Origin of the sequence: Pseudomonas sp. R2-60-08W (assembly GCF_003852335.1) — a bacterium.
Classification (GTDB): domain Bacteria; phylum Pseudomonadota; class Gammaproteobacteria; order Pseudomonadales; family Pseudomonadaceae; genus Aquipseudomonas.
Genome location: NZ_CP027731.1, coordinates 2,440,149 through 2,463,875, shown reverse-complemented (window position 1 = coordinate 2,463,875; position 23,727 = coordinate 2,440,149). Strand labels below are relative to the sequence as shown.

Genomic DNA, 23,727 nt, shown 5'->3' with positions numbered 1-23,727 from the left:
AGAAAAAGCATGCAGGAGCGCTCCATGATTCGGCTCACCGCTGAACGCACCCCGGCGGGTACCAGTTACCTGGCGACCGGCCAAGGCCAGCCTGTGGTTTTGATCCACGGCGTGGGCCTGAACAAAGAAATGTGGGGCGGGCAAATCGTTGGCCTGGCCACCAATTATCATGTGATCAGCTATGACATGCTCGGCCATGGCGCCAGCCCGCGCCCGGCCCCCGGCACACCGTTGCTCGGCTATGCGGACCAGTTGCTGGAACTGCTCGACCACCTGCAACTGCCCCAGGCCACGGTGATCGGGTTTTCCATGGGCGGCCTGGTCGCCCGGGCGTTTGCCCTGCATTACCCCGACCGTCTAAAAAGCCTGGTGGTGCTCAACAGTGTATTCAACCGCAGCCCCGAGCAGCGTGCCGGCGTGATCGCGCGCACGGCCCAGGCCGCCGAGCACGGGCCGGATGCGAATGCGGAAGCGGCGCTGTCGCGCTGGTTCAGCCGTGAATATCAGGCGGCCAACCCGGCGCAGATCGCCGCGTTGCGCCAGACCCTGGCGGGCAATGACCCCCAGGGCTACCTCACCACCTACGAGCTGTTTGCGACCCAGGACATGTACCGCGCCGACGACCTCAAGGTGTTGCGCGTGCCCACCCTGGTAGCCACCGGCGAACTGGACCCCGGCTCGACGCCGGAAATGGCCCGGCAACTGGCCGACCGTATTCCCGGCGCCACGGTTGCGGTGCTGGCCGAGCAACGGCATATGATGCCGGTGGAATCACCGCGCCTGGTCAATAGCCTGCTGCTGGGGTTCCTCGACACCGTGTACGCCCAAAACAATCCAATAAAGGGGATCGTTGCATGACACTCGCACGCTTCCAGATGTGCATCGGCGGTGAATGGGTCGATGCCCTGTCCGGCAAGACTTTCGACAGCCTCAACCCGGCCCTGGCCGAACCCTGGGCGCAATTGCCCGATGCCGATGAAGCCGACGTGGACCGCGCCGTACAGGCCGCGCAATCGGCTTTCGAGAGCCCGGCCTGGCGCGGCCTCAGCGCTACTGCACGGGGCAAATTGTTGCGCCGCCTGGGTGACTTGATCGCCGAAAACACAGAACAACTGGCGCAGCTGGAAAGCCGCGACAACGGCAAACTGATCCGCGAGACCCGTGGCCAGGTAAGCTATCTGCCGGCGTTCTTCCACTACACCGCAGGCCTGGCCGACAAGCTCGAAGGCGGCACCTTGCCGCTGGACAAACCGGACCTGTTGGCCTACACGGTCCACGAAGCCATGGGCGTGGTCGCCGCGATCATTCCGTGGAACAGCCCGCTGTACCTGACGGCGATCAAACTCGCGCCGGCCCTGGCGGCGGGCAATACCATCGTGATCAAACCCTCGGAGCACGCTTCGGCAACCGTCTTGGAGCTGGCGCGCCTGGCGCTGGAAGCCGGGATTCCACCAGGCGTGGTCAACGTGGTGACCGGCTACGGCCCAAACACCGGCGCCGCCCTCACCCGCCACCCGTTGGTACGCAAGATCGCCTTTACCGGCGGCGCGGCCACGGCACGGCATGTGGTGCGCAGCAGCGCGGAGAACTTCGCCAAGCTGTCGCTGGAACTGGGTGGCAAGTCACCGAATATCATTTTTGCCGACGCCGACCTCGACAGTGCCATCAACGGTGCAATCGCCGGGATCTATGCGGCGTCCGGGCAGAGCTGCGTGTCCGGTTCGCGCCTGCTGGTTCAGGATGAAATCTACGACGAGTTCGTCGAGCGTCTGGTGGAACGCGCCCAACGCATCCGCATCGGCAACCCGCAGGACGACGCCAGCGAAATGGGTCCCATGGCCACCGCCCAGCAACTGGCCGTGGTAGAAGGCCTGGTGGCGGATGCCATCGCTGAAGGCGCGCGCCTGCGCACCGGTGGCAAGCGCCCGCAGAACCTCGGCGAAGGCTGGTTCTATGAGCCGACGCTGTTCGAGTGCGACACCAATTCGATGAAGATCATGCAGGAAGAAGTGTTCGGCCCGGTGGCTTCGGTGATCCGTTTCAAGGACGAAGCCCAGGCCCTGGCCATCGCCAACGACTCGCAGTTCGGCCTCGCCGCCGGCATCTGGACCCGTGACCTGGGCCGCGCCCACCGCCTGGCACGCGACGTGCGCTCGGGGATCATCTGGGTCAACACCTACCGCGCCGTCTCGGCCATGGCGCCCATCGGCGGCTTCAAGAACAGCGGCTATGGACGCGAAAGCGGCATCGATTCGGTGCTCGCCTACACCGAGCTGAAGACGGTGTGGATCAACCTCTCCCAGGCGCCCATGCCTGATCCCTTTGTGATGCGTTAAGAGACCACAACCATGATCGAACCCGGCATTTACAAAGACGTCATGAGCTCGTTTCCTTCGGGCGTCACGGTGGTCACCACCCTCGACCCGGACGGCGGCATCGTCGGCATCACCGCCAGCGCCTTCAGTGCGCTGTCGATCGACCCGGCCCTTGTGCTGTTCTGCCCCAACTACGCGTCGGACACCTACCCGATTCTGCGCGACAGCAAGCGCTTCGCGATCCACCTGCTGTCCGCCGGCCAGACCGCCGAAGCCTATGCCTTCGCCAGCAAAGGCAAAGAAAAGACCAAGGGCATCGAGTGGTACCTCAGCGAGCTGGGCAACCCGTTGCTGGCCAACGCCACGGCCATCATCGAGTGCGAGTTGTGGCGCGAATACGACGGCGGCGACCACGCGATCATTGTCGGTGCGGTGAAGAACCTGATCCTGCCCACACAGCCGGTCACGCCGATGATCTATCACAAGGGCAAGCTGGGCCCACTGCCGACCCTGGCCTGAGGAGCGCTGAACCATGAGCAACGACAAGTATGAACAGGGCCTGAAAATTCGTACCCAGGTCTTGGGTGAAGCCTATGTACAGCGTTCAATCGACAACGCCGACGACTTCACCCGACCGCTGCAGGAGATGGTCACCGAGTACTGCTGGGGCCATGTGTGGGGCCGGGAGGGTTTGTCGCTTAAAGAACGCAGCATGATAAACTTGGCGATGATTTCGGCCCTCAATCGGCCTCACGAACTCAAGCTGCACGTGCGTGGCGCCTTGCGCAACGGGCTGAGTCGTGAACAAATACGCGAAATTCTGCTTCAGGTCGGCATTTACTGCGGGGTTCCCGCTGCTGTGGACAGCTTCCGGCTGGCCCGTGAAGCCTTCGCCGAAGCCGATGCCGATGCCGATGCCGATGCCGAGGCCTCCAGTTAACCGCTACATTCAGAGCAGACCCCATGAAACGCGCGCCCCTCGACGATAGCTTCAAGGTCAATCACAACCCGGTCACCCTGCGCGAAATCGTGCTGGAGAAACTGCGCAGCGCCATCATGAATTTCCAGCTACTGCCCGGTGACCGCCTGGTGGAGCGCGACCTGTGTGACCGCCTCGGTGTCAGCCGCACGTCGGTGCGCGAAGCCTTGCGCCACCTGGAGTCCGAAGGCCTGGTGGAATTCGCCGATGCCAAGGGCCCGCAGGTGGCGATCATCACCCTGGCCGATGCCGTCGATATCTATGAACTGCGCTGCGTGCTCGAAGGCTTGATCGTGCAGCTGTTCACCCTGCGCGCCAAGGCCAAGGACATCAAGGCCTTGGAAAAAGCCCTTGAGGAAAACCGCAAGGCTCTCAAGGAAGGCGAACTGCAGCAAGTGATCGACTCCGTGCAGGGCTTCTACGATGTGTTGCTCGAAGGCTGCGGCAATCACGTGGCCGCCACTCAGTTGCGCCAGTTGCAGGCGCGTATCAGCTACCTGCGCGCGACGTCTGTGTCCCAGCAAAACCGGCGTGGCGCCAGCAACCAGGAAATGGAACGCATGGTTCAGGCGATCAAGAGCGGTGACCCCCTGGCAGCCCACCAAGCCTGCGTCGATCACGTGCGTGCAGCGGCAGCCGTGGCCCTGGATTACCTCAAGCGCAAACAGGAAGAAACCGGCAAGCTCCCCGAGATCACCCTGCCTATCGCGCTCAAAGAACCGCGCATAGGTCACTGATCGTGCCCTGCCCCAGCTTCTGCCCGACCTGCGGCGGCCGTGACCTCGGTCACCAACTGCCACCGGGCGACACCCACGAGCGCCTGATGTGCCGGGACTGTGGCTACATCCACTACATCAACCCCAAGATCATCGCCGGTTGCATCATCGAGCAGGACGGCAAATACCTGCTGTGCCAGCGCGCAATCCCCCCACGCCCCGGCACCTGGACGCTGCCGGCGGGCTTCATGGAAGGTGGCGAAACCACCGAAGAAGCGGCGTTGCGCGAAGTCTGGGAAGAGACCGGCGTGCGCGCCGCGATCGTGTCGCCCTACTCGATTTTCAGCGTGCCGAAAATCAGCGAGGTGTACATCATCTTCCGCGCCATCGCGCTGGAGATCACCGGCCAGTTCGGCCCGGAAACCCTGGCCTACACATTCTTCGCCCCCGAGGACATTCCGTGGGACAGCATCTATTACCCGGCGATCCGGCAGATCCTCGAGCGTTACATCGAGGAACGCCAGGCTGGGGTGTATGGCATCTACATGGGGAATGATGACAGCGGCAAAATCCACTTCATGCGCTGAGCCCAGGCCAAACCGGTCTTAATGTCAGCCCTTTCAAGGTCTTTGATAAAATCCCGCAAAACTCCGATCAGGGTGACGAAAGCGATGTGGGCAGAGGTTCTAGCGCGGTTTGAGAAAAAAGCACCGACCAGTGTCATGACCAGAGTGGTATTGGAGCAGGCTGTTCCTGCTGAGTGGGTCGACCAGGTGTTCGAAGAGCACCGTCAGCGGCAGTACCCACGAGAGCTTTTGTTTTCAACCATCGTTGAACTGATGTCCCTTGTTTCATTGGGTTTGCGACCTTCGCTGCATGCCGCCGCGCGACAGATGGAAGATCTTCCTGTCAGCTTGGCGGCGCTGTATGACAAGGTCAGTCGTACAGAGCCTGCGCTACTGCGCGCCCTGGTTACCGGTAGCGCAGAGCGTTTGGCACCGACGATAAAAGAACTGGGGCACACAGCCATTTTGCCTGGCTGGCAACTACGGGTCGTTGACGGTAACCACCTGCCTTCCAGCGAAAAGCGTCTGGGCGCTTTGCGCCGTGAACGAGGCGCCGCCCGGCCTGGTTTTTCCGTTGTGGTTTACGACCCCGATCTGGACCAGGTCGTTGATCTTCAGCCTTGTGAAGATGCCTATGCCAGCGAACGCGTCAGCGTGCTGCCGTTGCTGGAAAAGGCCAACGCGGGGCAACTGTGGATGGCTGATCGACTCTACTGCACGCTCCCAGTCATGGAGGCCTGCGAAGATACCGGGGCCTCGTTCATCATTCGCGAACAGAGCAAACATCCACGCCTGCTTAAGGAAAGCGACTGGCAGCTGCCTATTGCGGTCGCGGCAGGCAGCGTGCGTGAGCAAATCATCGAAGTAAAAGGTGGACGCCAGTGGCGGCGAGTCGAACTGAGCCTGCAAAACCCCACCGAATCCGGCGACACCACGCTGCTGTTCTGGAGCAACTTGCCCGACTCTATCAGTGCTGAGCAAATCGCCGATTTGTACCGCCGTCGCTGGAGCATTGAAGGGATGTTCCAGCGCCTGGAAGCGGTGTTGGACAGTGAAATCGAAACCTTGGGCAACCCTAAAGCAGCCCTGTTGGGATTTGCATCAGCCGTGTTGGCTTACAACGTTCTGGCCGTGCTCAAACGCAGCGTCGAGCAGGCTCATCGCCAGACTTTGCCCGACGATTGGGAGGCATCGATTTTCCACCTGACGGTGCAGGTACGCAGCGGTTACGAGGGAATGCAAATAGCTTTGCCAGAATATTTATCCATCCCTATCCCCGCAGAGGGATTGGCCCAGTACCTGCTTGCACTTGCTCGAAATATCCAGCCCAAAGCGGTCGTCAAGAGCAAACGGGGGCCGAAGGTGCCTAAACCCAAGGAATGGCTGGAAGGCAAAGCCGCGAATGCCCATGTGTCGACGGATCGGGTGCTCAAGGCCGCTAAAATCAAAAGACCTTGAAAGGGCTGGGTCTTAATGTGGCAGGCGCGGTGCGACGATTCGCGTTGCTCCCGATAACAGTACCAAGAAAATGATCACTGCTCCTTCCTTACACTATACCGGAGCCGCTTTGGGGCTTTTCAATGTGCACCTGGCAATGAGGATCGCCAGCACCGCCAAACTGAAAGTTGCCCAGGCCATCAAACTGATACCGCCTTCAAATGCTCGTGTGGCGTTATACATCACCTCATTGGCTTGATCTCCTGTCAATGTTGCCGATACCGCGTGGGCACCTGCCAATGTTTCGCTGGCCAAGTGCATTTGCAGCGGTGTCAGGAAGTCCGGCAACTGTAATGTGCCGCGGTAGTTTGCGGTGACGATGCCGCCGAGTACGGTGGTACCGAGCACGACACCCACTTCATAGGCAGTCTCGCTGATGGCTGAAGCCGCTCCAGCTTTGGTGGAGGGGACGGCCGACAGCACCACGTCGTTGGATACCGTGGCGATGGCGCCGACTCCAATGTTCAGCAAGGCAAATGCCACCACTAGTACCATCAGGCTGCTACCAAGGCCGGCAACCAGCAAAAAGGCTGCAGCAATAAGACCCAGCAAAATTGGAATCAAAACAATGACCGATACTCGCTGGGCGACCGGGACTATCAGCAGCCCCACGACGATAGCCATAACCTGGCCCGGTATCAGCGCCAGGCTGGCGTTGAGGGGAGACATCCGCAGGACGATTTGCAGGAACTGAGTGAAAAAAAACATAAAACCGATCAGAAACGCCAGACTCATCAGGTTGATGGCCACCGACCCGCTGAACATTTTGTTGCGAAACAGGCTCAGGTCCATCAACGGCGTTGGCAGGCGCAGTTGCCGCCGCACGAATAGCCAGCCGATGACGAGAGCAACACTGAAGGCCACCAGTGCCAACACATCCGGACCAGCACTTGCGATGTGCTTGATGCTATACACCAGCGCACCGAGGGCCACCATCGATTGCACAGTACTTATGGTATCCATCGGCCCCGACCCATCTGGCTCAGACTCGGGTAACAGCAACGGTCCGAGGACCAATAATGGCACCAGCACCGGCACCGCCAGCAGAAAAATCGATCCCCAGCTGAAGAACTCCAGTAGCACACCGCCTATCAAAGGCCCGAGTGCAGAACCGACCGTCAAGGTCGTTGCCCAAATAGCCACGGCAAGCCGCCGCTCTTCCCGGTCTTCAAAAAGTGCACGGATCAAGGCTAATGTTGAAGGCATCAACATGGCCCCGAAGATCCCCATGCAGGCGCGCCCGGCGATCAATTGCGCGGCATTACCGGAGTAAGCCGTCATGACGGAGACTACGCAAAATCCCAATGAGCCGATCAGCAGCAGTTTTCGATGACCTTTGCGATCACCCAGGCTACCCATGGAAATGAGCAGCCCGGCCAAGACCAATGAATAGGCATCAATCATCCATAGCTGCTGGCTGGCGCTGGGATGCAAGGCTTCAGCGATTTTCGGCAGGGCAAAACCCAGTACAGTGTTATCCACGGTCACGAGCAGGACCGGTAGCATCAATATTGCTAAAGCTATCCACCGGCTGGAGCGTGGTTGCTGCGTTACATCTTCCGCCGTCAATGACATCATCGGCTCCTTATAAAACAATCGTAAAACCGTCCCCCTGTAGGAGCATGCTGAGCTTTTTATAATTTGTAAGGCTGCGAGACCATGAAGTATTTGTTTCACATTGTATTGCTGTTACAAACCCACATAGATTCAAAACAAATTCTGAATTTTCTGTAAGAACTTACCCACCTTAATTCTCCTCGCGCATAAAAAGCGGCTGAGCGAACTCAAGTCGTCCTGATACGGATCGCTGAATACCGATACTTGCTATTGATTCTGGTTGTGATGGCGGCCACTGCTTAAGACCGCGAGCAAAAAAATGCAGAGCGCGCCGCAGGCAGCCGAGCAAGAAATGCGAGCAATGACAAAAAGGCGACTTTTGAAAGGTCGCCTTTTCATTTCGAATTTGAATGCAGGTTACTGTGGATGGGCCTCCTGCATCTGATTGGCATACACTTGGCACCTAGGGCGCCAGCCCTTCCACAATAATGATCTGCGCCTCTCCCGCCCCCGCTCTATGCGCCTTTGCCTCCTGATATTCCACAGACTCATAGCACGCCACCGCCTGCTCATAGCTCTCAAACTCAATCACCACATTGCGCTGCCGTGCCGGCCCGCCTTCCAGCGCCTCACTGCGCCCGCCCCTGGCCAGAAATCGCCCGCCGAACTTCGCGAAAGCAGCCGGGGCGCGCTGGGTGTACTGGGTGTATTGCTCTGCATCTGACACATCCACATGGGCAATCCAATAGGCCTTCATCGAGACATCCTCTTGCTTAGAATTTGTGGTATACCATAATACATATAACCAACAAACAGAGCACTCCCCATGCCCTTCAACAGCATCGCAGACATCCTCGAAGACTACGGCCAGGGCAAGATGGTGCTTCTGGTGGACGACGAAGACCGGGAAAACGAAGGCGACCTGCTGTTGCCTGCAGCGTGCTGCACCGCCGAGACTATCAGCTTCATGGCCCGTGAAGCGCGGGGCCTGATCTGCCTGACCCTCACCGATGAACATTGCCAACGCCTGGGCCTGGAGCAGATGGTGCCCAGCAATGGCAGCGTGTTCAGCACTGCGTTTACCGTGTCCATCGAAGCCGCCACCGGCGTGACCACCGGCATCTCCGCCGCCGATCGCGCACGCACCGTGGCGGCGGCTGTGGACATCAACGCGGGCCCCGCCGACATTGTGCAGCCGGGGCATATTTTCCCGCTGCGCGCCAGGGATGGCGGCGTGCTGACCCGCGCCGGCCACACCGAAGCCGGTTGCGATCTGGCGCGCCTGGCGGGGCACATACCGGCCTCGGTGATTGTCGAAGTGATGAACGACGACGGCACCATGGCCCGCCGACCTGATCTGGAAGCCTTTGCCCGCAAGCACCGGATCAAGATCGGCACCATCGCCGACCTGATCCACTACCGCCTCAGCACCGAACGCACCGTGGTACGCATCGGCGAACGCGACCTGCCCACAGTGCACGGCACCTTCCGCCTGATCACTTTTGAAGACCGCATCGACGGCGGCGTGCATATGGCCATGGTCATGGGCCAACTGCGCCGCGATGAACCGGCACTGGTCCGTGTGCACGTGATCGACCCGCTGCGCGACCTGGTCGGCGCCGACTACAGTGGGCCGTCCAACTGGACCTTGTGGGCCGCCCTGCAACGCGTGGCGGCAGAAGGCAGCGGCGTGGTGGTGGTGCTGGCCAACCATGAGTCGTCCCAGGCACTGTTGGAACGCGTACCGCAGTTGACCCAGGCGCCGCGTCAGTTCAGCCGCTCCCAGTCACGGATTTACTCGGAAGTGGGTACTGGCGCTCAGATATTGCAGGACCTGGGCGTGGGCAAACTGCGCCACCTCGGACCACCGCTGAAATACGCAGGCTTGACCGGTTACGACCTGGAAGTCGTGGAAAGCATCCCCTTCACCTGAGGCTGGAAACCCAGCGTCGGCGGATAGCCGGTATGGCAAAGTGCTTGCGCAAAGCTTGGAATACCATAATATGATATTCCATAGGCCGGACAACCTGAATCAGGCCACCCGGACCGATTGCTCCCGACAGGCGGGCACTCCAAAGCCCCGCTCATAAACACAACAATGAGGGCGTAAAAATGGTGTTGAACACAGGTGCAACCGCGGTGCTGTTCGCGGGTTTGTTGAGCGTGGCCAGCCAGGCGGCGTTGGCGGCGGAAAGTGTCAACTTCGTCAGTTGGGGCGGCAGCACCCAGGATGCGCAGAAGCAGGCATGGGCCGATCCTTTCAGCAAGGCCAGCGGCATCACCGTCGTTCAGGACGGCCCCACCGACTACGGCAAACTCAAGGCCATGGTCGAAAGCGGCAACGTACAGTGGGACGTGGTGGATGTCGAAGCCGACTTCGCCCTGCGCGCCGCCGCCGAAGGCCTGCTCGAGCCCCTCGACTTCTCGGTGATCGAGCGCGACAAGATCGACCCGCGTTTCGTCTCCGACCATGGCGTCGGCTCGTTCTTCTTCTCCTTCGTGCTCGGCTACAACGAAGGCAAGCTCGGCACCGGCAAACCGCAGGACTGGAGCGCCTTGTTCGACACCAAGACCTACCCCGGCAAACGCGCCCTCTACAAATGGCCAAGCCCAGGTGTGCTTGAACTGGCGCTGCTGGCCGACGGCGTACCCGCCGCCACGCTCTACCCCCTGGACCTGGACCGCGCCTTCAAGAAACTCGACACCATCAAGAAAGACATCGTCTGGTGGGGCGGCGGTGCGCAGTCGCAACAGTTGCTGGCCTCCGGCGAAGTCAGCATGGGCCAGTTCTGGAACGGCCGCATTCACGCCTTGCAGGAAGATGGCGCACCAGTGGGCGTGAGCTGGAAACAGAATCTGGTGATGGCCGACATTCTTGTGGTGCCTAAAGGCTCGAAAAACAAAGCGGCCGCGATGAAGTTTCTGGTCAGTGCCAGCAGCGCCAAGGGCCAGGCGGATTTCTCCAACCTGACCGCCTACGCTCCGGTAAATATCGACAGCGTGCAGCGCCTGGATTCGGTCCTGGCGCCCAACCTACCGACGGCGTACGCCAAGGATCAGATCACCCTCGATTTCGCCTACTGGGCCAAGAACGGTCCGGCCATTGCGACACGGTGGAATGAATGGCTAGTCAAATGAAAATGACGGCAACCACGCCGACCGGGAGCGCCCTCGGCGCTGCCGACGCGGTTTCCCACAAGGCCGGGGCGCTATCCCTGGCGCAACGCTGGCGGGGGTCGAGCACCTTGATCCCGGCCCTGCTGTTCCTCGGCCTGTTCTTCCTGGCACCGCTGATCGGCCTGTTACTGCGCGGCGTGCTGGAGCCGGTACCGGGCCTTGGCAACTATGAACAGCTGTTCGCCAACTCGGCCTATGCGCGGGTGTTGCTCAATACCTTTTCAGTGGCCGGCCTGGTGACCCTGTTCAGCCTGCTGCTGGGCTTTCCGCTCGCCTGGGCGATTACCCTCGTGCCGCGCGGCTGGGGCCGCTGGATCCTGAGTATCGTGCTGCTGTCGATGTGGACCAGCCTACTCGCCCGCACCTATTCCTGGCTGGTATTGCTGCAGGCCTCGGGGGTGATCAACAAGGCGTTGATGGCCATGGGCATCATCGATCAACCGCTGGAGATGGTGCATAACCTCACCGGCGTGGTGATCGGCATGAGCTACATCATGATTCCGTTCATCGTGTTGCCGCTGCAGGCGACCATGCAGGCCATCGACCCGATGATCCTGCAGGCCGGCTCCATCTGTGGCGCCAGCCCGTGGACCAACTTCTTCCGGGTGTTCCTGCCGCTGTGCCGGCCGGGGTTGTTTTCCGGCGGGTTGATGGTTTTTGTGATGTCCCTCGGTTACTACGTCACCCCGGCTCTGCTCGGCGGTGCACAGAACATGATGCTGCCCGAGTTCATCATTCAACAGGTGCAATCGTTCCTCAATTGGGGTCTGGCCAGTGCCGGGGCGGCGTTGCTGATTTTCATCACGTTGGTGCTGTTCTACTTCTACCTGAAGCTCCAGCCGGAATCCCCGGTTGGCGCCAGCAACGCGAGGTAAGCCGTCATGCTCCTGACCCCCAACGCCATGAGTCGCAGGATGCGCCTGGGCCTCTACACCACCACCGGTTTGATTGGCCTGTTCCTGCTGTTGCCGATCGTGTTTATCGTGTTGCTGTCGTTCGGCTCGTCGCAATGGCTGGTGTTCCCGCCACCGGGCTGGACACTGAAATGGTACGGCCAGTTCTTCTCCAACCCCGACTGGATGAGCGCGGCGATGGCCAGCCTCAAGGTGGCGGTGCTGACCACGCTGTTCGCCGTCGCGCTGGGGCTGCCGACCGCCTTTGCCCTGGTGCGCGGACGCTTCCCCGGCCGCGAGTTGCTCTACGGCCTGTTCACCCTGCCGATGATCGTGCCGCTGGTGATCATCGCCGTGGCGATGTACGCGCTGTTCCTCAAGCTCGGCTATACCGGCACGATGTTCGCTTTCGTGGTCAGCCATGTGATTGTCGCGCTGCCGTTCACCATCATCTCGATCATCAACTCGCTGAAGCTGTTCGACCAGTCAATTGAAGACGCGGCGGTGATCTGCGGCGCCTCGCGCGTGCAGGCGGTGTTCAAGGTGACCTTCCCGGCGATTCGCCCAGGGATGGTCGCCGGTGCGCTGTTCGCCTTTCTCGTCTCGTGGGACGAAGTGGTGCTCAGCGTGATGATGGCCAGCCCAACCCTGCAAACCCTTCCCGTCAAAATGTGGACCACCCTGCGCCAGGACCTGACGCCTGTGATCTCCGTCGCCTCGACGTTGCTGATCGGCCTGTCGGTACTGGTCATGGTGATCGCCGCCGCCCTTCGTCGGCGCACTGAAACCAACGCCTAAGCGCCCAGGAGCAGAACATGAGTGCAGTGATCCAAGATGTCGCGCAGAATTCCGGCCAACCCCTGGTCAGCCTGCGTAACCTGAACAAGTACTACGGCGACTTTGCCGCCGTGGACAACATTTCCCTGGACATCCAGGACGGCGAGTTCCTCACCTTCCTCGGCTCCAGCGGCTCGGGCAAGAGCACCACCCTGTCGATGCTCGCCGGCTTTGAAACGCCGAGCAGCGGCGAGATCCTGGTGAGCGGGCAATCCCTGGTCAACGTGCCGCCGCACAAGCGTGACATCGGCATGGTGTTTCAACGCTACTCGTTGTTTCCGCACTTGTCGGTGCGCGACAACATCGCCTTCCCCCTGGCCATCCGCAAACTGGCCAGCGCCGAACGCGAGAAACGCGTGGACGCCATGCTCAAGCTGGTACAGCTGGAACCGTTCGCCCATCGCCGCCCTTCGCAACTCTCCGGTGGCCAGCAACAGCGAGTGGCCATCGCCCGTGCGCTGGTGTACGAGCCGCGCATCCTGCTGATGGACGAACCCCTCGGTGCCCTCGACAAGAAGCTGCGTGAAGACCTGCAGGACGAACTGCGCCAGCTGCACCGACGCCTGGGCATCACCATCGTCTACGTGACCCACGACCAGGAAGAAGCCATGCGTCTGTCACAGCGCATCGCGATTTTCAGCCACGGCAAAATCGTCGGCCTGGGCAGTGGTTTCGACCTGTACCAGAACCCGCCGAACGCGTTCGTCGCCTCGTTCCTGGGCAATTCCAACTTCCTCAAGCTCAAGGCCCAGGGCAATGCGGCAGCGTCGTTCGAAGGCCAGTCGCTGTCGATCCGCCTGACCAGCGGCCTTCAAACCGAGCAGGATGTATTGCTGATGGTGCGCCCGGAAAAGGCCCTGGCGCTGAGCGTCGAACAGGCCATCGAGCAACCGTTGGCCGCAGGCTGGAATGAGGTCTCGGCGATTGTCGGGGAGGTGCTGTTTCTGGGCGAGAGCCAGACCTGCGCAGTGAAGACCCTCGGCGGTACTTCGATGACGGTCAAGGCGCTCTCGGCGGCGGGCATGCCGCTCAAGGCCGGCGATCCGGTGCGGGTGCGTTGGGCCACGGCGGATGCGTGTGTGTATACGGAGTGGGCCGAGAGTGATTTGAATAAGGCGGCCGGAGCGCACTGAGCCTGCCTTGTAAGACTTCATGTGGCAGCGGCTGGCTCCCGATAGCGAAATATCCGTCAGTTAGTTTGTAGCTGGCAGTTCCGCCATCGGAGCGTCGTATCAAGTCTGTACCAAATGATCCAGACTACCTCGCCAGGAAAAACCGACTACAAAAAAATACCCGGCAAGCGCCGGGTATCTGATTTGACGTGATGATCAGTCCGAATAACCCAGCTTCACCGCACGGACCTTCTGCGTGTGCTTGCGTGTCGCCAGGCAGTAATACAACGGACACGTCACCGCCAACCCCACCAGCCATGACAAGTCCGCGCCGTCCACTAGGTTGGCCCAGGGCCCCACATACAACGACGTATTGGCAAACGGCAGTTGCACGATGATCCCGATGAAATACGCCACGATCGCGTGCAGGTTAAACCGCCCATACACCCCGCCATCCGCCTGAAAGATCGAGGCAATGTCGTACACCCCGCGCTTGATCACGTAGAAATCGATCAGGTTGATCGAGGCCCACGGCACCAGCACCAGCAACAGCGCGAGGATCAGCCCGATAAATTGCGCGATGAAGTCCGCCGACGCGCCCAGCGCCACCACGCAGCAACCGGCGAGAATAATACCCGAGAGCACCACGCGCACCTTGATGCCGGGGGTCCAGTGGCTGGCGAAGGTCTGGATCGAGGTGATGATCGAAAGCACTGCGCCGTACAGGTTCAGTGCGTTGTGGCTGATGATATTGAGCAGGAACAGCACCATCAGGATCGGCCCCAGCGCGCCCGTGGCTTGTTTGACCGCGACCATCGCTTCGGTGCCTTCCGGTGTCGCCAGCGCTGCCACCAGGCCGAAGGCGAACGACAGGATGGTGCCCAGCGTTGCGCCCAGATAGGTGGCAATAAACGGTCGGGTGATGCCGATGTCCGCCGGCAGGTAACGCGAATAGTCGCTGGTGTAGGGCGAGAAGCTGATCTGCCAGATGATCCCGAGCGACACCGTGGCCAGCCATCCGGCGGCGTTGAAACCGCCGCGGGTGAGGAAGTCGGCCGGCAGGTCATGGGCAAAGATGTAGGCAAAACCGGCGAGCAACGCGCTGCCCATCACCCAGGTGCCGATGCGGTTCAAGGTATGGATAAAGCGGTAGCCGATCACGCCGATGGCCGTGGCGCTGAGAGCGCCGATCAGGATGCTCGCCGGCACCGGGACCGAGGGCACGATGCCGACGATGGATTTGCCGGCCAGCACGATGTTGGAAATGAAAAAGCCGATGTAGATCAGCGCTGCGAAAAACACGATCAGCAGCGCGCCATAGCGCCCGAACTGGCCGCGGCTCTGCACCATCTGCGGGATGCCCATGCGCGGGCCCTGGGCCGAGGCAAGGGCGATCACTACACCGCCCAGCAGATGCCCGAGGGCAATCGCCAGCAACCCCCACAGCAGGTTGAGATGGAACACCTGGGCCACCATCGCGCCGGTGACGATGGGCAGCGGCGCGATATTGGTACTGAACCACAAGGTGAACAGGTCGCGGGCCTTCCCGTGGCGCTCTGCGAGGGGGACGTAATCGACCGTGTGATGCTCGATCAGGGGGTCTTGCCGGGACATCTGAGGCATAGGAATAACTCGCGTTTGTCTGATCTTATAGTTGTTTGACGCCAACCGAGGGGAGCTCTACAGCCGCCTCAGATGAACACCATATTATGGTATTCCAACTTTTTAACAAGATTGATTCGCTTTTTTCGCCCGCCTCTGATCTGGTAATCCCGGCTCTGGAAAGACCGCTACCAGAGGATAAACCCCGGTAATAGAGGGCTTTGGTGGGTCAGAGACACGTTTATCGCCTATCCAAAAAAGCCCTTGCAACTACTGTATTACGGTATACCATCAGACCTATAAATTTAAAAAACCGCTTCATAGCAGAGGACCATCTCATGATCGATGCCGCCATCTACAAACAAGTGATGGGTTCGTTTCCGTCCGGGGTCACCGTGATTACTACGCTGGACGACGACGGGCAAATCGTCGGCCTCACCGCCAGTGCTTTCAGCTCGCTGTCCATGGACCCGGCCCTGGTGCTCTTCTGCCCCAACTACAGCTCTGACTCCTACCCCGTACTGATCAAGAACAAGCGCTTCGCCATCCATGTGTTGTCCGGCGGGCAGCAAAGCGAAGCCTATGCCTTTGCGCGCAAAGGCAAGGACAAGGCCCAGGGCATCGAGTGGACCTTGAGTGCTTTGGGCAATCCGATCCTGGCCAACGCCACGGCGGTCATTGAATGCCAGTTGTGGCGTGAATACGAAGGCGGCGACCACGCAATCATGGTTGGCTCGGTCAAGAACCTGATCGTTCCCACACAGCCGAATGGGCCCCTGGTGTATTGCCACGGCAAGATGGGTACCCTGCCGGTGCCTGCCTGATACCCCGCTGAACCCGTTTTTTTGCGGAAAATAACAATAGATCCGAGGTATGCGTCATGAAATTTTCGCTGTTCATACACATGGAACGCTGGGATGAAAGCGTCAGCCACCGTCAGTTGTTCGAAGACTTGACCGAACTGACCCTGATGGCCGAAGCCGGTGGCTTCAGCACCGTGTGGATTGGCGAACACCACGCCATGGAATACACCATCTCGCCAAGTCCAATGCCGCTGCTGGCATACCTCGCGGCCAGGACCACCACTATTCGCCTGGGCGCTGGCACCATCATCGCGCCGTTCTGGCACCCGCTGCGGGTGGCAGGGGAATGCGCGTTGCTCGACGTGATCAGCAATGGACGCATGGAAGTGGGCCTGGCCCGTGGTGCTTACCAAGTGGAATTCGACCGCATGGCCGGCGGCATGCCCGCCTCGAGCGGCGGCCAGGCCCTGCGCGAAATGGTGCCGGTAGTGCGCGCCCTCTGGAAAGGCGACTACGCCCATGACGGCGACATCTGGAAATTCCCCACCTCCACCAGCGTGCCCAAGCCGATCCAGCAGCCCACCCCACCGATGTGGATCGCCGCCCGCGACCCCGACTCCCACAATTTTGCAGTGGCCAACGGCTGCAACGTCATGGTCACGCCGCTGATGAAGGGCGACGAAGAAGTCCTGGACCTTAAAAACAAATTCCAGGCCGCCCTGGACAACAACCCTGGCGTGCCCCGCCCGCAATTGATGGTGCTGCGTCACACCCACGTGCACGCCGCTGATGACCCGCAAGGCTGGGAAGTCGGGGCCAAGGCGATCTCGAAGTTCTATCGCACCTTCGATGCCTGGTTCGGCAACAAGAACGTGCCGGTCAATGGTTTCCTGGAGCCAAGCCCGGAAGAGAAGTTCGCCGCACGCCCAGAGTTCGAACTGGAGAGCCTGCACAAAACCGCAATGATCGGCACCGCAGCAGAGATCATCCCGCGCATTCGGTACTACCAGGAACTGGGCGTGGATGAGTTCAGTTTCTGGTGCGACAACAGCCTGCCCCATGCCGAGAAAAAGAAGTCCCTAGCACTGTTTATTGAGCAGGTGATGCCCGCGTTTCGTTGACCGGCTGCAGGCGCCCGCTCATCAACCACATCATGGGAGCGGGCTTGCCCGCTCCACATTCTTTTGGCCTCAGGCCATCATCGCAGCATCGGTAACAGTCTATTGCGCCGCACAATGTACTAACCAGTTACTTATCTTGCTAAAATCGTGCTTTGCCCTCTCTCACTCGAGTCTTTTCGACATGAAACGAGCATCGCGCGCCGCTGGCGTCTCACGTTTTCTTCTGCTGGGCCTGGGCGTAATCATCGCCCTGCTCGGCCTTGCGCTCGCCGTCGGCGGCGCCAAACTGGTCAGCCTGGGAGGTTCCTGGTACTTCCTGGTCGGTGGCGTGGTCATGGCCATTGCCGGGCTGTTGATTGCCCGGCGCAAGTCGGCGGGCGCGTGGTGGTTCGCCGCGTTCCTGGTCGGCACGGCCGTATGGGCTGTCGCGGATGTAGGGCTGGTGTACTGGCCGCTGTTCTCGCGACTGTTCATGTTCGCGGTGATCGGCATCGTGGTTGCGCTGGTCTATCCATTGCTGGTCGGCAAACCGGCGCGGGGCGCGTATGGCGTTGCTGCCGTGCTGGCGCTGGGCGCGGCGGTGGCGGCGGGCAATATGTTCGTCGCTCACCCAAGCGTAGCGCCGACCGGTGCCGGCCCTGGCATCACCCCGGTGGCCGCCGCCGATGCCCAAAAAGACTGGGCACATTACGGCAACACCGAAGGCGGCAGCCGCTTCGCCGCGCTGGACCAGATCAATCGCGACAACATCGACAAGCTCAAAGTCGCCTGGACCTACCGCACCGGTGACGTGGCCATCAGCGACGGCAACGGCGCCGAAGACCAGCTCACGCCCCTGCAGATCGGCAACAAAGTGTTCATCTGCACCCCGCACAACAACCTCATCGCGCTGGACGCCGACACCGGCAAGGAGCTGTGGAAGAACGAGATCAATGCCCAATCGGCGGTGTGGCAGCGATGCCGTGGCATGGCCTACTTCGACGCGACTGCGCCGATTGCCCCGCCGACCCAACCGAACAGTTCGCCGGTGATCGCCGCCAGCGTGCCCGCCGGTGCGCAATGCCAGCGGCGCCTGCTGACCAACACCATCGATGCACGCCTGATCGCCGTGGATGCCGACACCGGCAAATTCTGCGAAGACTTCGGCACCCACGGCCAGGTGGATTTGAAGGCGGGCTTGGGTAATGTCCCGGACAGCTACTACCAATTGTCTTCCGCGCCGTTGATGGCCGGTACCACCGTGGTGGTGGGCGGACGCGTGGCCGATAACGTGCAAACCGATATGCCGGGCGGCGTGATCCGTGGCTTCGATGTGATCAGCGGCCAGATGCGCTGGGCGTTCGACCCCGGCAACCCGCAAGACAAGCAGGCGCCGGCCGACGGCAGCACCTACGTGCGCAGCACCCCGAACAGCTGGGCGCCGATGTCCTACGACCCGCTGATGAACACGGTTTTCCTGCCGATGGGCAGCTCATCCACCGACATCTACGGTGTTGAGCGCACCGAGCTCAATCACAAATACGGCGCTTCGGTACTGGCGCTGGACGCCTCCACCGGCGCAGAGAAATGGGTGTACCAGACGGTTCACAATGATCTGTGGGACTTCGACCTGCCGATGCAACCGAGCCTGATCGATTTCACCCCGCCAGGCAGCGACAAGGCCGTACCTGCGGTGGTAATCGGCACCAAGGCCGGGCAGATTTATGTGCTCGACCGCGCCACCGGCAAGCCGTTGACCGACGTGCAGGAAGTGCCGGTGAAAGCCGCGAACATTCCCAATGAGCCGTATTCCCCCACCCAGCCCAAATCAGTGGGCATGCCGCAGATCGGCGCGCAGACGCTGACTGAATCGGACATGTGGGGCGCCACGCCCTATGACCAGTTGCTGTGCCGCATCGACTTCAAGGGCATGCGCTACGATGGCCTGTATACCGCGCCGGGTACCGATAAATCCTTGAGCTTCCCGGGCTCGTTGGGCGGCATGAACTGGGGCAGCATTTCCACCGATCCGGTGCACGGGTTTATCTTCGTCAACGACATGCGCCTGGGCCTGTGGATCCAGATGGTTCCGTCGCAGAACAAGGCCCTGGCGGCGTCCGGGGGTGAAGCGCTGAACACCGGCATGGGCGCCGTGCCGCTCAAGGGCACGCCGTATGCGGTGAACAAGAACCGCTTCCTGTCGGTGGCCGGCATTCCGTGCCAGGCGCCGCCGTTCGGCACCTTGACCGCCATCGACATGAAGACGCAAAAAATCGCCTGGCAAGTACCGGTGGGCACCGTTGAAGACACCGGTCCCCTGGGCATCCGCATGCACCTGCCGATCAAAGTAGGCCTGCCGACCCTCGGCGGTACGCTGTCGACCCAGGGTGGCCTGATCTTCATCGCCGGCACCCAGGACTTCTACCTGCGCGCCTTCAACAGCGGCAACGGTGATGAAATCTGGAAAGCCCGCCTGCCGGTCGGCAGCCAGGGCGGCCCGATGACCTACGTGTCACCGAAAACCGGCAAGCAATACATCGTCGTCACTGCCGGCGGTGCGCGCCAGTCCACCGACCGTGGCGACTACGTGATCGCCTACGCCTTGCCGTAACCACCCTCTGTTCGCGCGGTGCGCCCGCACCGCGCTTTGTGTCTGGAAAATCCCCCCATGAACCCTACTTCTCATATCGCCCTTGGGCGCCTGGTGCTGGGCCTGGCCTTTGTTGCCGCCCTGCCCGTCCAGGCCGACGACACCACCCTGACCGGCGACTGGGGCGGCCTGCGCCGCGAACTCGACGAACGCGGCGTGCGTTTTACCGGCGACTACAGCGGTGAGACCGCCTACAACGCCCACGGCGGCCAGCATCGCTCGGCGCGCTATTCGCAGAACCTCAAACTCGGTGTGCAGTTCGACCTGGGCAAGCTCTACGGTTTCACCCATGGCGACCGCATCCAGCTGACCATCAACGACCGGCGCGGCAACAGCGCCTCCGATGACCTGGTGGGCAACCGCCTGCCGATCCAGGAAAATTATGGCGGCCTGTATACGCGCCTCACCGAACTGAGCTATGAGCGTACGCTGTTCACCCCGGCACTTAACGTCAAGCTCGGCTACACGGCCATGGGCAATGACCTCGGCGGCCTGGACAGCGGCATCCTGTGCAATTTCATGAACGCCGGTTTCTGCGGGCATCCGCTGAACATGTCGGGCGGCAGCGGCTGGGCCAACTACCCGAATGCGCACCTGGGCGCCCGCGTGAAATACGATATTTCGCCGAACTGGCAGCTGCGCGTGGCGGCGTTCAATGTCGACCCGTCCAGCAACGGCAACTCGAGCCGCGCCTGGCACCTGGGGCCCAAGCACACCACTGGCACCGTGGTGCCCATCGAGCTGATCTACAAACACGCCGGCAGCCTGCCGGGGGAATACAAGCTGGGTTACTACTACGACAGCTCCGATGTAAAACGCATCGGCAGCGACAAGGAGGTCAGCGGTCGCGGCGGCCACTACCTGTTGATCGACCAGGCCGTATGGGCTTCCCGGTCATCCCAGGGCCGCAGCCTGCACGCCTTCGGTCAGTATTCGGCGGCCAGCGAGGCGGCGTCACCGTTCAGCAAGTGGTATGGCGCCGGGGTGGTGCTGTACAAACCGTTCGAGGGCCGCCCGCGTGACACCGTCGCCCTGGGTTATGGCCGCGCAGTGCCGAACCCGCGCAGTCGCGACGTGCAGGCGCTTGCGGCATTCAATGCCGACCGCCCCTACCCGGCTCTCGACAGCGCCGAGCAGTTGATCGAACTCAGTTATGGCTATCAGGCCACGCCCTGGCTGACCCTGCGGCCGGACGTGCAATACATCATCGAACCCGGCGCGTTTTCCGGGCAGAGCATCGACGATGCGCTGATTCTGGGTTTGCAAGTCAAGGCGGTGTTCTAAGCCACGCCTTGCTGGTACTGCCTCGGCGTACACCCGTACTCACGGCGAAACACCGTGTGCAGGTATTGCGCCGATGTGAACCCGCAGGTCTGCGCGATATCGGCAATCGCCAGCGCCTGGTTTTCCAGGCCCTTGGCGGCGGCGGCAAGTTTGAAGCGCAGGATCTCATCGTGCACGCTGCACCCGCGCACCTTGCGAAAGTGCGACTCCAACGATGAACGCGACACCCCGACATACGCCGCCACCTGCGCGGTCTTGATGCCCTGGCACGCATACTGGCGAATGAACAGCAGGGCCTGCATCACATAGGGATTGCCCAACGGTTGATGCAGGCTGGAGGCCTGCACGTTGATCGCGTCCGGCGGCACCAGCACCTGCGTACCGGCACAGGGTTTGCCATGCAGCATCTGGTGCAGCAGCGCGGCGGCGGTGCGGCCCATGGTCTCGGTGCCCTGGATCACCGAACTGAGCGGCACCCGCGTCAGGGTGCGGGTCAGCGGGTCGTTGTCGATACCGATCAGCGCCACTTCCTCAGGCACTGCAATGCCTGCTGTCAGGCAGGCTTGCAGCAGTTGCCGAGCGCGGGCATCGGTCACCGCAATAATGCCGATGGGCTTGGGCAAGCTGTGCAGCCAGGCGATCTGCTGCTCCACCGCGCTGTCCCATAACGGCGCGCTGGTGCCCAGGCCACGATACACCTCGACGTGCAGGCCATCGCGCTGCATCAAGCGGCGAAACGCCTTCTCACGCTCCTGTGCCCAGCGATTGGCTTGGGCTTCGGGCAGGCTGAAACAGGCAAACCGCGTCAGCCCGGCTTCGATCAGGTGCTCATAGGCCAACTTCATCAAGGCATGGTTATCGGTCGCCACATAGGGAATGCCCTTGGGGTATTGGCCGGCGTCCTCATACGAACCGCCCACCGCCACCACCGGTATTCGGCTCCCGGCCAACGCCTCGCCGATCAGCGGGTCATCGAAGTCGGCAATGATGCCATCGCCCTGCCAACGCTCGATGCCGCGCAACCGGCAGAGGAAATCTTCTTCCAGAAACAAATCCCAGGACGCCCGGGTGCTGCTCAGGTAATTGCCGATGCCGGCGATGATGCCGCGGTCGTAGATTTTGCTGCCATTGAAGAGCAAGGCGATGCGGTGAACGGGCGGTAGGGTTTTCATTGTTTTTGTCCTGGGGCCGGTTGAGACAGACTAGACCTGACTGCACAAAATCGCACCATCCCTTGGTGATTTTCATAATCAGCAGCCCCGGTGCCGTTGCTAGTATCCAGACACCGCCAAGAACAATAAGGAAAACGCCATGCCGTACTTCCCCGGTGTCGAGCAGGTTCGCTTCGAAGGCCCTGCCAGCGACGCCCCTCTCGCCTTTCGCCACTACGACGCCAACAAGTTGATCCTCGGCAAACCCATGCGTGAGCACCTGCGCATGGCCGCCTGTTACTGGCACACCTTTGTGTGGCCGGGGGCGGATATGTTTGGCGTGGGCACCTTCAAGCGACCGTGGCAGCGCAGCGGTGATCCGATGGAGTTGGCCATCGGCAAGGCGGATGCGGCCTTTGAGTTCTTCTCCAAGCTGGGCATCGATTACTACAGTTTTCACGACACTGACGTGGCGCCCGAAGGCAGCTCGCTCAAGGAATATCGCAACCACTTTGCGCAGATGGTCGATCACCTGGAGCGTCATCAGGAACAGACCGGTATCAAGCTGCTGTGGGGCACCGCCAATTGCTTCAGCAACCCGCGCTTTGCCGCCGGTGCCGCGAGCAATCCCGACCCAGAGGTGTTCGCCTACGCCGCTGCCCAGGTGTTCAGCGCGATGAATGCCACGCTGCGGCTCAAGGGCTCCAACTATGTGCTGTGGGGCGGCCGTGAAGGCTATGAAACCCTGCTCAATACCGACCTCAAGCGCGAGCGTGAACAGCTCGGCCGGTTTATGCGCATGGTGGTGGAACACAAGCACAAGATCGGCTTCAAGGGCGACCTGTTGATCGAGCCCAAGCCCCAGGAGCCGACCAAGCACCAGTACGATTACGACAGCGCCACGGTGTTCGGCTTCCTGCATGAGTACGGCCTGGAACACGAGATCAAGGTGAACATCGAAGCCAACCACGCGACGCTGGCCGGGCACAGCTTTCATCATGAGATCGCCACCGCCGTGTCCCTGGGGATTTTCGGCAGCATCGACGCCAACCGTGGCGACCCGCAGAACGGCTGGGACACTGACCAATTCCCCAACAGCGTCGAGGAAATGACCCTGGCCACCTATGAGATTCTCAAGGCCGGCGGGTTCAAGAACGGCGGCTACAATTTCGATTCAAAAGTGCGCCGCCAGAGCCTGGATGATGTGGACCTGTTCCATGGCCATGTAGCGGCTATGGATGTACTGGCGCTGGCCCTGGAACGTGCGGCGGCGATGGTGCAGAACGACCGGCTGCAGCAGTTCAAGGACCAGCGTTATGCCGGCTGGGACCAGCCGCTGGGCAAAGCCGTACTGGCGGGCGAGTTCAGCCTGCAATCCCTGGCCGAACACGCGTTCGCCAACGAACTGGACCCGCAGGCCGTGAGTGGACGGCAGGAGATGCTGGAGGGGGTTGTGAACCGATTTATCTACACCTGACTGTGGCGAGG

21 protein-coding genes are annotated in these 23,727 nt (G+C 61.1%); 17 read left to right on the top strand and 4 right to left on the bottom strand.

Annotated elements, in window-relative coordinates:
• The first annotated feature begins 24 nt into the window (after positions 1-24).
• The 7 genes from C4J90_RS11305 (at position 25) to C4J90_RS11275 (ending at position 6,034) form a co-directional block, all read left to right on the top strand.
• Positions 25-858: an alpha/beta fold hydrolase gene (locus C4J90_RS11305; protein WP_124362459.1), complete on the top strand. Its 834-nt coding sequence runs from the start codon at positions 25-27 to the stop codon at positions 856-858.
• Positions 855-2,336, top strand: coding sequence for an aldehyde dehydrogenase (locus tag C4J90_RS11300; RefSeq protein ID WP_124419780.1), 1,482 nt, complete (start codon positions 855-857; stop codon positions 2,334-2,336). The genes C4J90_RS11305 and C4J90_RS11300 overlap by 4 nt, the downstream gene beginning before the upstream one ends.
• 12 nt (positions 2,337-2,348) lie before the next feature.
• Positions 2,349-2,834 carry a flavin reductase family protein gene (locus C4J90_RS11295; protein WP_124362457.1) on the top strand — a complete coding sequence of 162 codons (486 nt, stop codon included), beginning with the start codon at positions 2,349-2,351 and terminating at the stop codon, positions 2,832-2,834.
• A 13-nt stretch (positions 2,835-2,847) separates the two neighbouring features.
• Positions 2,848-3,255 (top strand): carboxymuconolactone decarboxylase family protein, encoded by a 408-nt coding sequence (locus C4J90_RS11290; protein ID WP_124419779.1) that lies wholly within the window; start codon positions 2,848-2,850, stop codon positions 3,253-3,255.
• A gap of 23 nt (positions 3,256-3,278) precedes the next feature.
• On the top strand, positions 3,279-4,031 hold the full coding sequence (locus C4J90_RS11285) for a GntR family transcriptional regulator (RefSeq protein WP_057721964.1): 753 nt from the start codon (positions 3,279-3,281) through the stop codon (positions 4,029-4,031).
• Between the two features lie 2 nt (positions 4,032-4,033).
• Positions 4,034-4,597, top strand: a complete 564-nt coding sequence (locus C4J90_RS11280; RefSeq protein ID WP_124362455.1) for an NUDIX hydrolase — start codon at positions 4,034-4,036, stop codon at positions 4,595-4,597.
• A 135-nt stretch (positions 4,598-4,732) separates the two neighbouring features.
• Positions 4,733-6,034: an IS4 family transposase gene (locus C4J90_RS11275; RefSeq protein WP_124420475.1), complete on the top strand. Its 1,302-nt coding sequence runs from the start codon at positions 4,733-4,735 to the stop codon at positions 6,032-6,034.
• 93 nt (positions 6,035-6,127) lie between these two features.
• On the opposite strand, the gene C4J90_RS11270 is transcribed toward C4J90_RS11275, so the two are convergent.
• Positions 6,128-7,648 carry an MFS transporter gene (locus C4J90_RS11270; RefSeq protein ID WP_124419778.1) on the bottom strand — a complete coding sequence of 507 codons (1,521 nt, stop codon included), beginning with the start codon at positions 7,646-7,648 and terminating at the stop codon, positions 6,128-6,130.
• A 445-nt stretch (positions 7,649-8,093) separates the two neighbouring features.
• Positions 8,094-8,387 carry a DUF1330 domain-containing protein gene (locus C4J90_RS11265; RefSeq protein WP_124362453.1) on the bottom strand — a complete coding sequence of 98 codons (294 nt, stop codon included), beginning with the start codon at positions 8,385-8,387 and terminating at the stop codon, positions 8,094-8,096.
• A gap of 69 nt (positions 8,388-8,456) precedes the next feature.
• Here C4J90_RS11265 and ribBA point away from each other — a divergent pair, with 69 nt between their 5' ends.
• The 5 genes from ribBA (at position 8,457) to C4J90_RS11240 (ending at position 13,670) form a co-directional block, all read left to right on the top strand.
• A complete protein-coding gene (ribBA, locus tag C4J90_RS11260) occupies positions 8,457-9,563 on the top strand; it encodes a bifunctional 3,4-dihydroxy-2-butanone-4-phosphate synthase/GTP cyclohydrolase II (RefSeq protein WP_124362452.1) in 1,107 nt (368 codons plus the stop codon).
• A 179-nt stretch (positions 9,564-9,742) separates the two neighbouring features.
• On the top strand, positions 9,743-10,768 hold the full coding sequence (locus tag C4J90_RS11255) for an ABC transporter substrate-binding protein (RefSeq protein ID WP_124362451.1): 1,026 nt from the start codon (positions 9,743-9,745) through the stop codon (positions 10,766-10,768).
• Positions 10,765-11,682 (top strand): ABC transporter permease, encoded by a 918-nt coding sequence (locus C4J90_RS11250; protein WP_164484582.1) that lies wholly within the window; start codon positions 10,765-10,767, stop codon positions 11,680-11,682. Before C4J90_RS11255 ends, C4J90_RS11250 begins: the two co-directional genes overlap by 4 nt.
• 6 nt (positions 11,683-11,688) lie before the next feature.
• Positions 11,689-12,498, top strand: coding sequence for an ABC transporter permease (locus tag C4J90_RS11245; protein ID WP_124419777.1), 810 nt, complete (start codon positions 11,689-11,691; stop codon positions 12,496-12,498).
• 17 nt (positions 12,499-12,515) lie between these two features.
• Positions 12,516-13,670 (top strand): ABC transporter ATP-binding protein, encoded by a 1,155-nt coding sequence (locus C4J90_RS11240; protein WP_124362448.1) that lies wholly within the window; start codon positions 12,516-12,518, stop codon positions 13,668-13,670.
• Between the two features lie 195 nt (positions 13,671-13,865).
• Here C4J90_RS11240 and C4J90_RS11235 read toward each other — a convergent pair whose 3' ends face one another.
• Positions 13,866-15,272 carry a cytosine permease gene (locus C4J90_RS11235; RefSeq protein WP_124419776.1) on the bottom strand — a complete coding sequence of 469 codons (1,407 nt, stop codon included), beginning with the start codon at positions 15,270-15,272 and terminating at the stop codon, positions 13,866-13,868.
• A gap of 317 nt (positions 15,273-15,589) precedes the next feature.
• On the opposite strand from C4J90_RS11235, the gene C4J90_RS11230 reads away from it, so the two are divergent.
• The 4 genes from C4J90_RS11230 (at position 15,590) to C4J90_RS11215 (ending at position 21,088) form a co-directional block, all read left to right on the top strand.
• The gene (locus tag C4J90_RS11230) at positions 15,590-16,075 is read left to right on the top strand and encodes a flavin reductase family protein (RefSeq protein WP_124362446.1); all 486 of its coding nucleotides are present in this window, start codon (positions 15,590-15,592) and stop codon (positions 16,073-16,075) included.
• 56 nt (positions 16,076-16,131) lie between these two features.
• Positions 16,132-17,175, top strand: coding sequence for an LLM class flavin-dependent oxidoreductase (locus tag C4J90_RS11225; protein WP_124362445.1), 1,044 nt, complete (start codon positions 16,132-16,134; stop codon positions 17,173-17,175).
• Positions 17,176-17,356: 181 nt separating this feature from the next.
• On the top strand, positions 17,357-19,765 hold the full coding sequence (locus tag C4J90_RS11220) for a glucose/quinate/shikimate family membrane-bound PQQ-dependent dehydrogenase (protein WP_124419775.1): 2,409 nt from the start codon (positions 17,357-17,359) through the stop codon (positions 19,763-19,765).
• 57 nt (positions 19,766-19,822) lie between these two features.
• Complete coding sequence (locus C4J90_RS11215) at positions 19,823-21,088, top strand: carbohydrate porin (protein WP_124419774.1); 1,266 nt, start codon at positions 19,823-19,825, stop codon at positions 21,086-21,088.
• On the opposite strand, the gene C4J90_RS11210 is transcribed toward C4J90_RS11215, so the two are convergent.
• Complete coding sequence (locus C4J90_RS11210; protein WP_124409595.1) at positions 21,085-22,260, bottom strand: XylR family transcriptional regulator; 1,176 nt, start codon at positions 22,258-22,260, stop codon at positions 21,085-21,087. The genes C4J90_RS11215 and C4J90_RS11210 overlap by 4 nt on opposite strands.
• Positions 22,261-22,399: 139 nt before the next feature.
• On the opposite strand from C4J90_RS11210, the gene xylA reads away from it, so the two are divergent.
• Positions 22,400-23,716, top strand: coding sequence for a xylose isomerase (gene xylA / locus C4J90_RS11205; protein ID WP_124366686.1), 1,317 nt, complete (start codon positions 22,400-22,402; stop codon positions 23,714-23,716).
• Positions 23,717-23,727: the final 11 nt, after the last annotated feature.

What these genes read in the sequence shown, in the direction of transcription:
- C4J90_RS11265 (WP_124362453.1), bottom strand. Translation starts at nt 8,387, where the DNA reads ATGAAGGCCTATTGGATTGCCCATGTGGATGTGTCAGATGCAGAGCAA.
- xylA (WP_124366686.1), top strand. Translation starts at nt 22,400, where the DNA reads ATGCCGTACTTCCCCGGTGTCGAGCAGGTTCGCTTCGAAGGCCCTGCC.
- C4J90_RS11225 (WP_124362445.1), top strand. Translation starts at nt 16,132, where the DNA reads ATGAAATTTTCGCTGTTCATACACATGGAACGCTGGGATGAAAGCGTC.
- C4J90_RS11305 (WP_124362459.1), top strand. Translation starts at nt 25, where the DNA reads ATGATTCGGCTCACCGCTGAACGCACCCCGGCGGGTACCAGTTACCTG.
- C4J90_RS11270 (WP_124419778.1), bottom strand. Translation starts at nt 7,648, where the DNA reads ATGTCATTGACGGCGGAAGATGTAACGCAGCAACCACGCTCCAGCCGG.
- C4J90_RS11220 (WP_124419775.1), top strand. Translation starts at nt 17,357, where the DNA reads ATGAAACGAGCATCGCGCGCCGCTGGCGTCTCACGTTTTCTTCTGCTG.
- C4J90_RS11230 (WP_124362446.1), top strand. Translation starts at nt 15,590, where the DNA reads ATGATCGATGCCGCCATCTACAAACAAGTGATGGGTTCGTTTCCGTCC.
- C4J90_RS11235 (WP_124419776.1), bottom strand. Translation starts at nt 15,272, where the DNA reads ATGCCTCAGATGTCCCGGCAAGACCCCCTGATCGAGCATCACACGGTC.
- C4J90_RS11245 (WP_124419777.1), top strand. Translation starts at nt 11,689, where the DNA reads ATGCTCCTGACCCCCAACGCCATGAGTCGCAGGATGCGCCTGGGCCTC.
- C4J90_RS11290 (WP_124419779.1), top strand. Translation starts at nt 2,848, where the DNA reads ATGAGCAACGACAAGTATGAACAGGGCCTGAAAATTCGTACCCAGGTC.
- C4J90_RS11285 (WP_057721964.1), top strand. Translation starts at nt 3,279, where the DNA reads ATGAAACGCGCGCCCCTCGACGATAGCTTCAAGGTCAATCACAACCCG.
- C4J90_RS11295 (WP_124362457.1), top strand. Translation starts at nt 2,349, where the DNA reads ATGATCGAACCCGGCATTTACAAAGACGTCATGAGCTCGTTTCCTTCG.
- ribBA (WP_124362452.1), top strand. Translation starts at nt 8,457, where the DNA reads ATGCCCTTCAACAGCATCGCAGACATCCTCGAAGACTACGGCCAGGGC.
- C4J90_RS11300 (WP_124419780.1), top strand. Translation starts at nt 855, where the DNA reads ATGACACTCGCACGCTTCCAGATGTGCATCGGCGGTGAATGGGTCGAT.
- C4J90_RS11240 (WP_124362448.1), top strand. Translation starts at nt 12,516, where the DNA reads ATGAGTGCAGTGATCCAAGATGTCGCGCAGAATTCCGGCCAACCCCTG.
- C4J90_RS11275 (WP_124420475.1), top strand. Translation starts at nt 4,733, where the DNA reads ATGACCAGAGTGGTATTGGAGCAGGCTGTTCCTGCTGAGTGGGTCGAC.
- C4J90_RS11215 (WP_124419774.1), top strand. Translation starts at nt 19,823, where the DNA reads ATGAACCCTACTTCTCATATCGCCCTTGGGCGCCTGGTGCTGGGCCTG.
- C4J90_RS11210 (WP_124409595.1), bottom strand. Translation starts at nt 22,260, where the DNA reads ATGAAAACCCTACCGCCCGTTCACCGCATCGCCTTGCTCTTCAATGGC.
- C4J90_RS11250 (WP_164484582.1), top strand. Translation starts at nt 10,765, where the DNA reads ATGAAAATGACGGCAACCACGCCGACCGGGAGCGCCCTCGGCGCTGCC.
- C4J90_RS11255 (WP_124362451.1), top strand. Translation starts at nt 9,743, where the DNA reads ATGGTGTTGAACACAGGTGCAACCGCGGTGCTGTTCGCGGGTTTGTTG.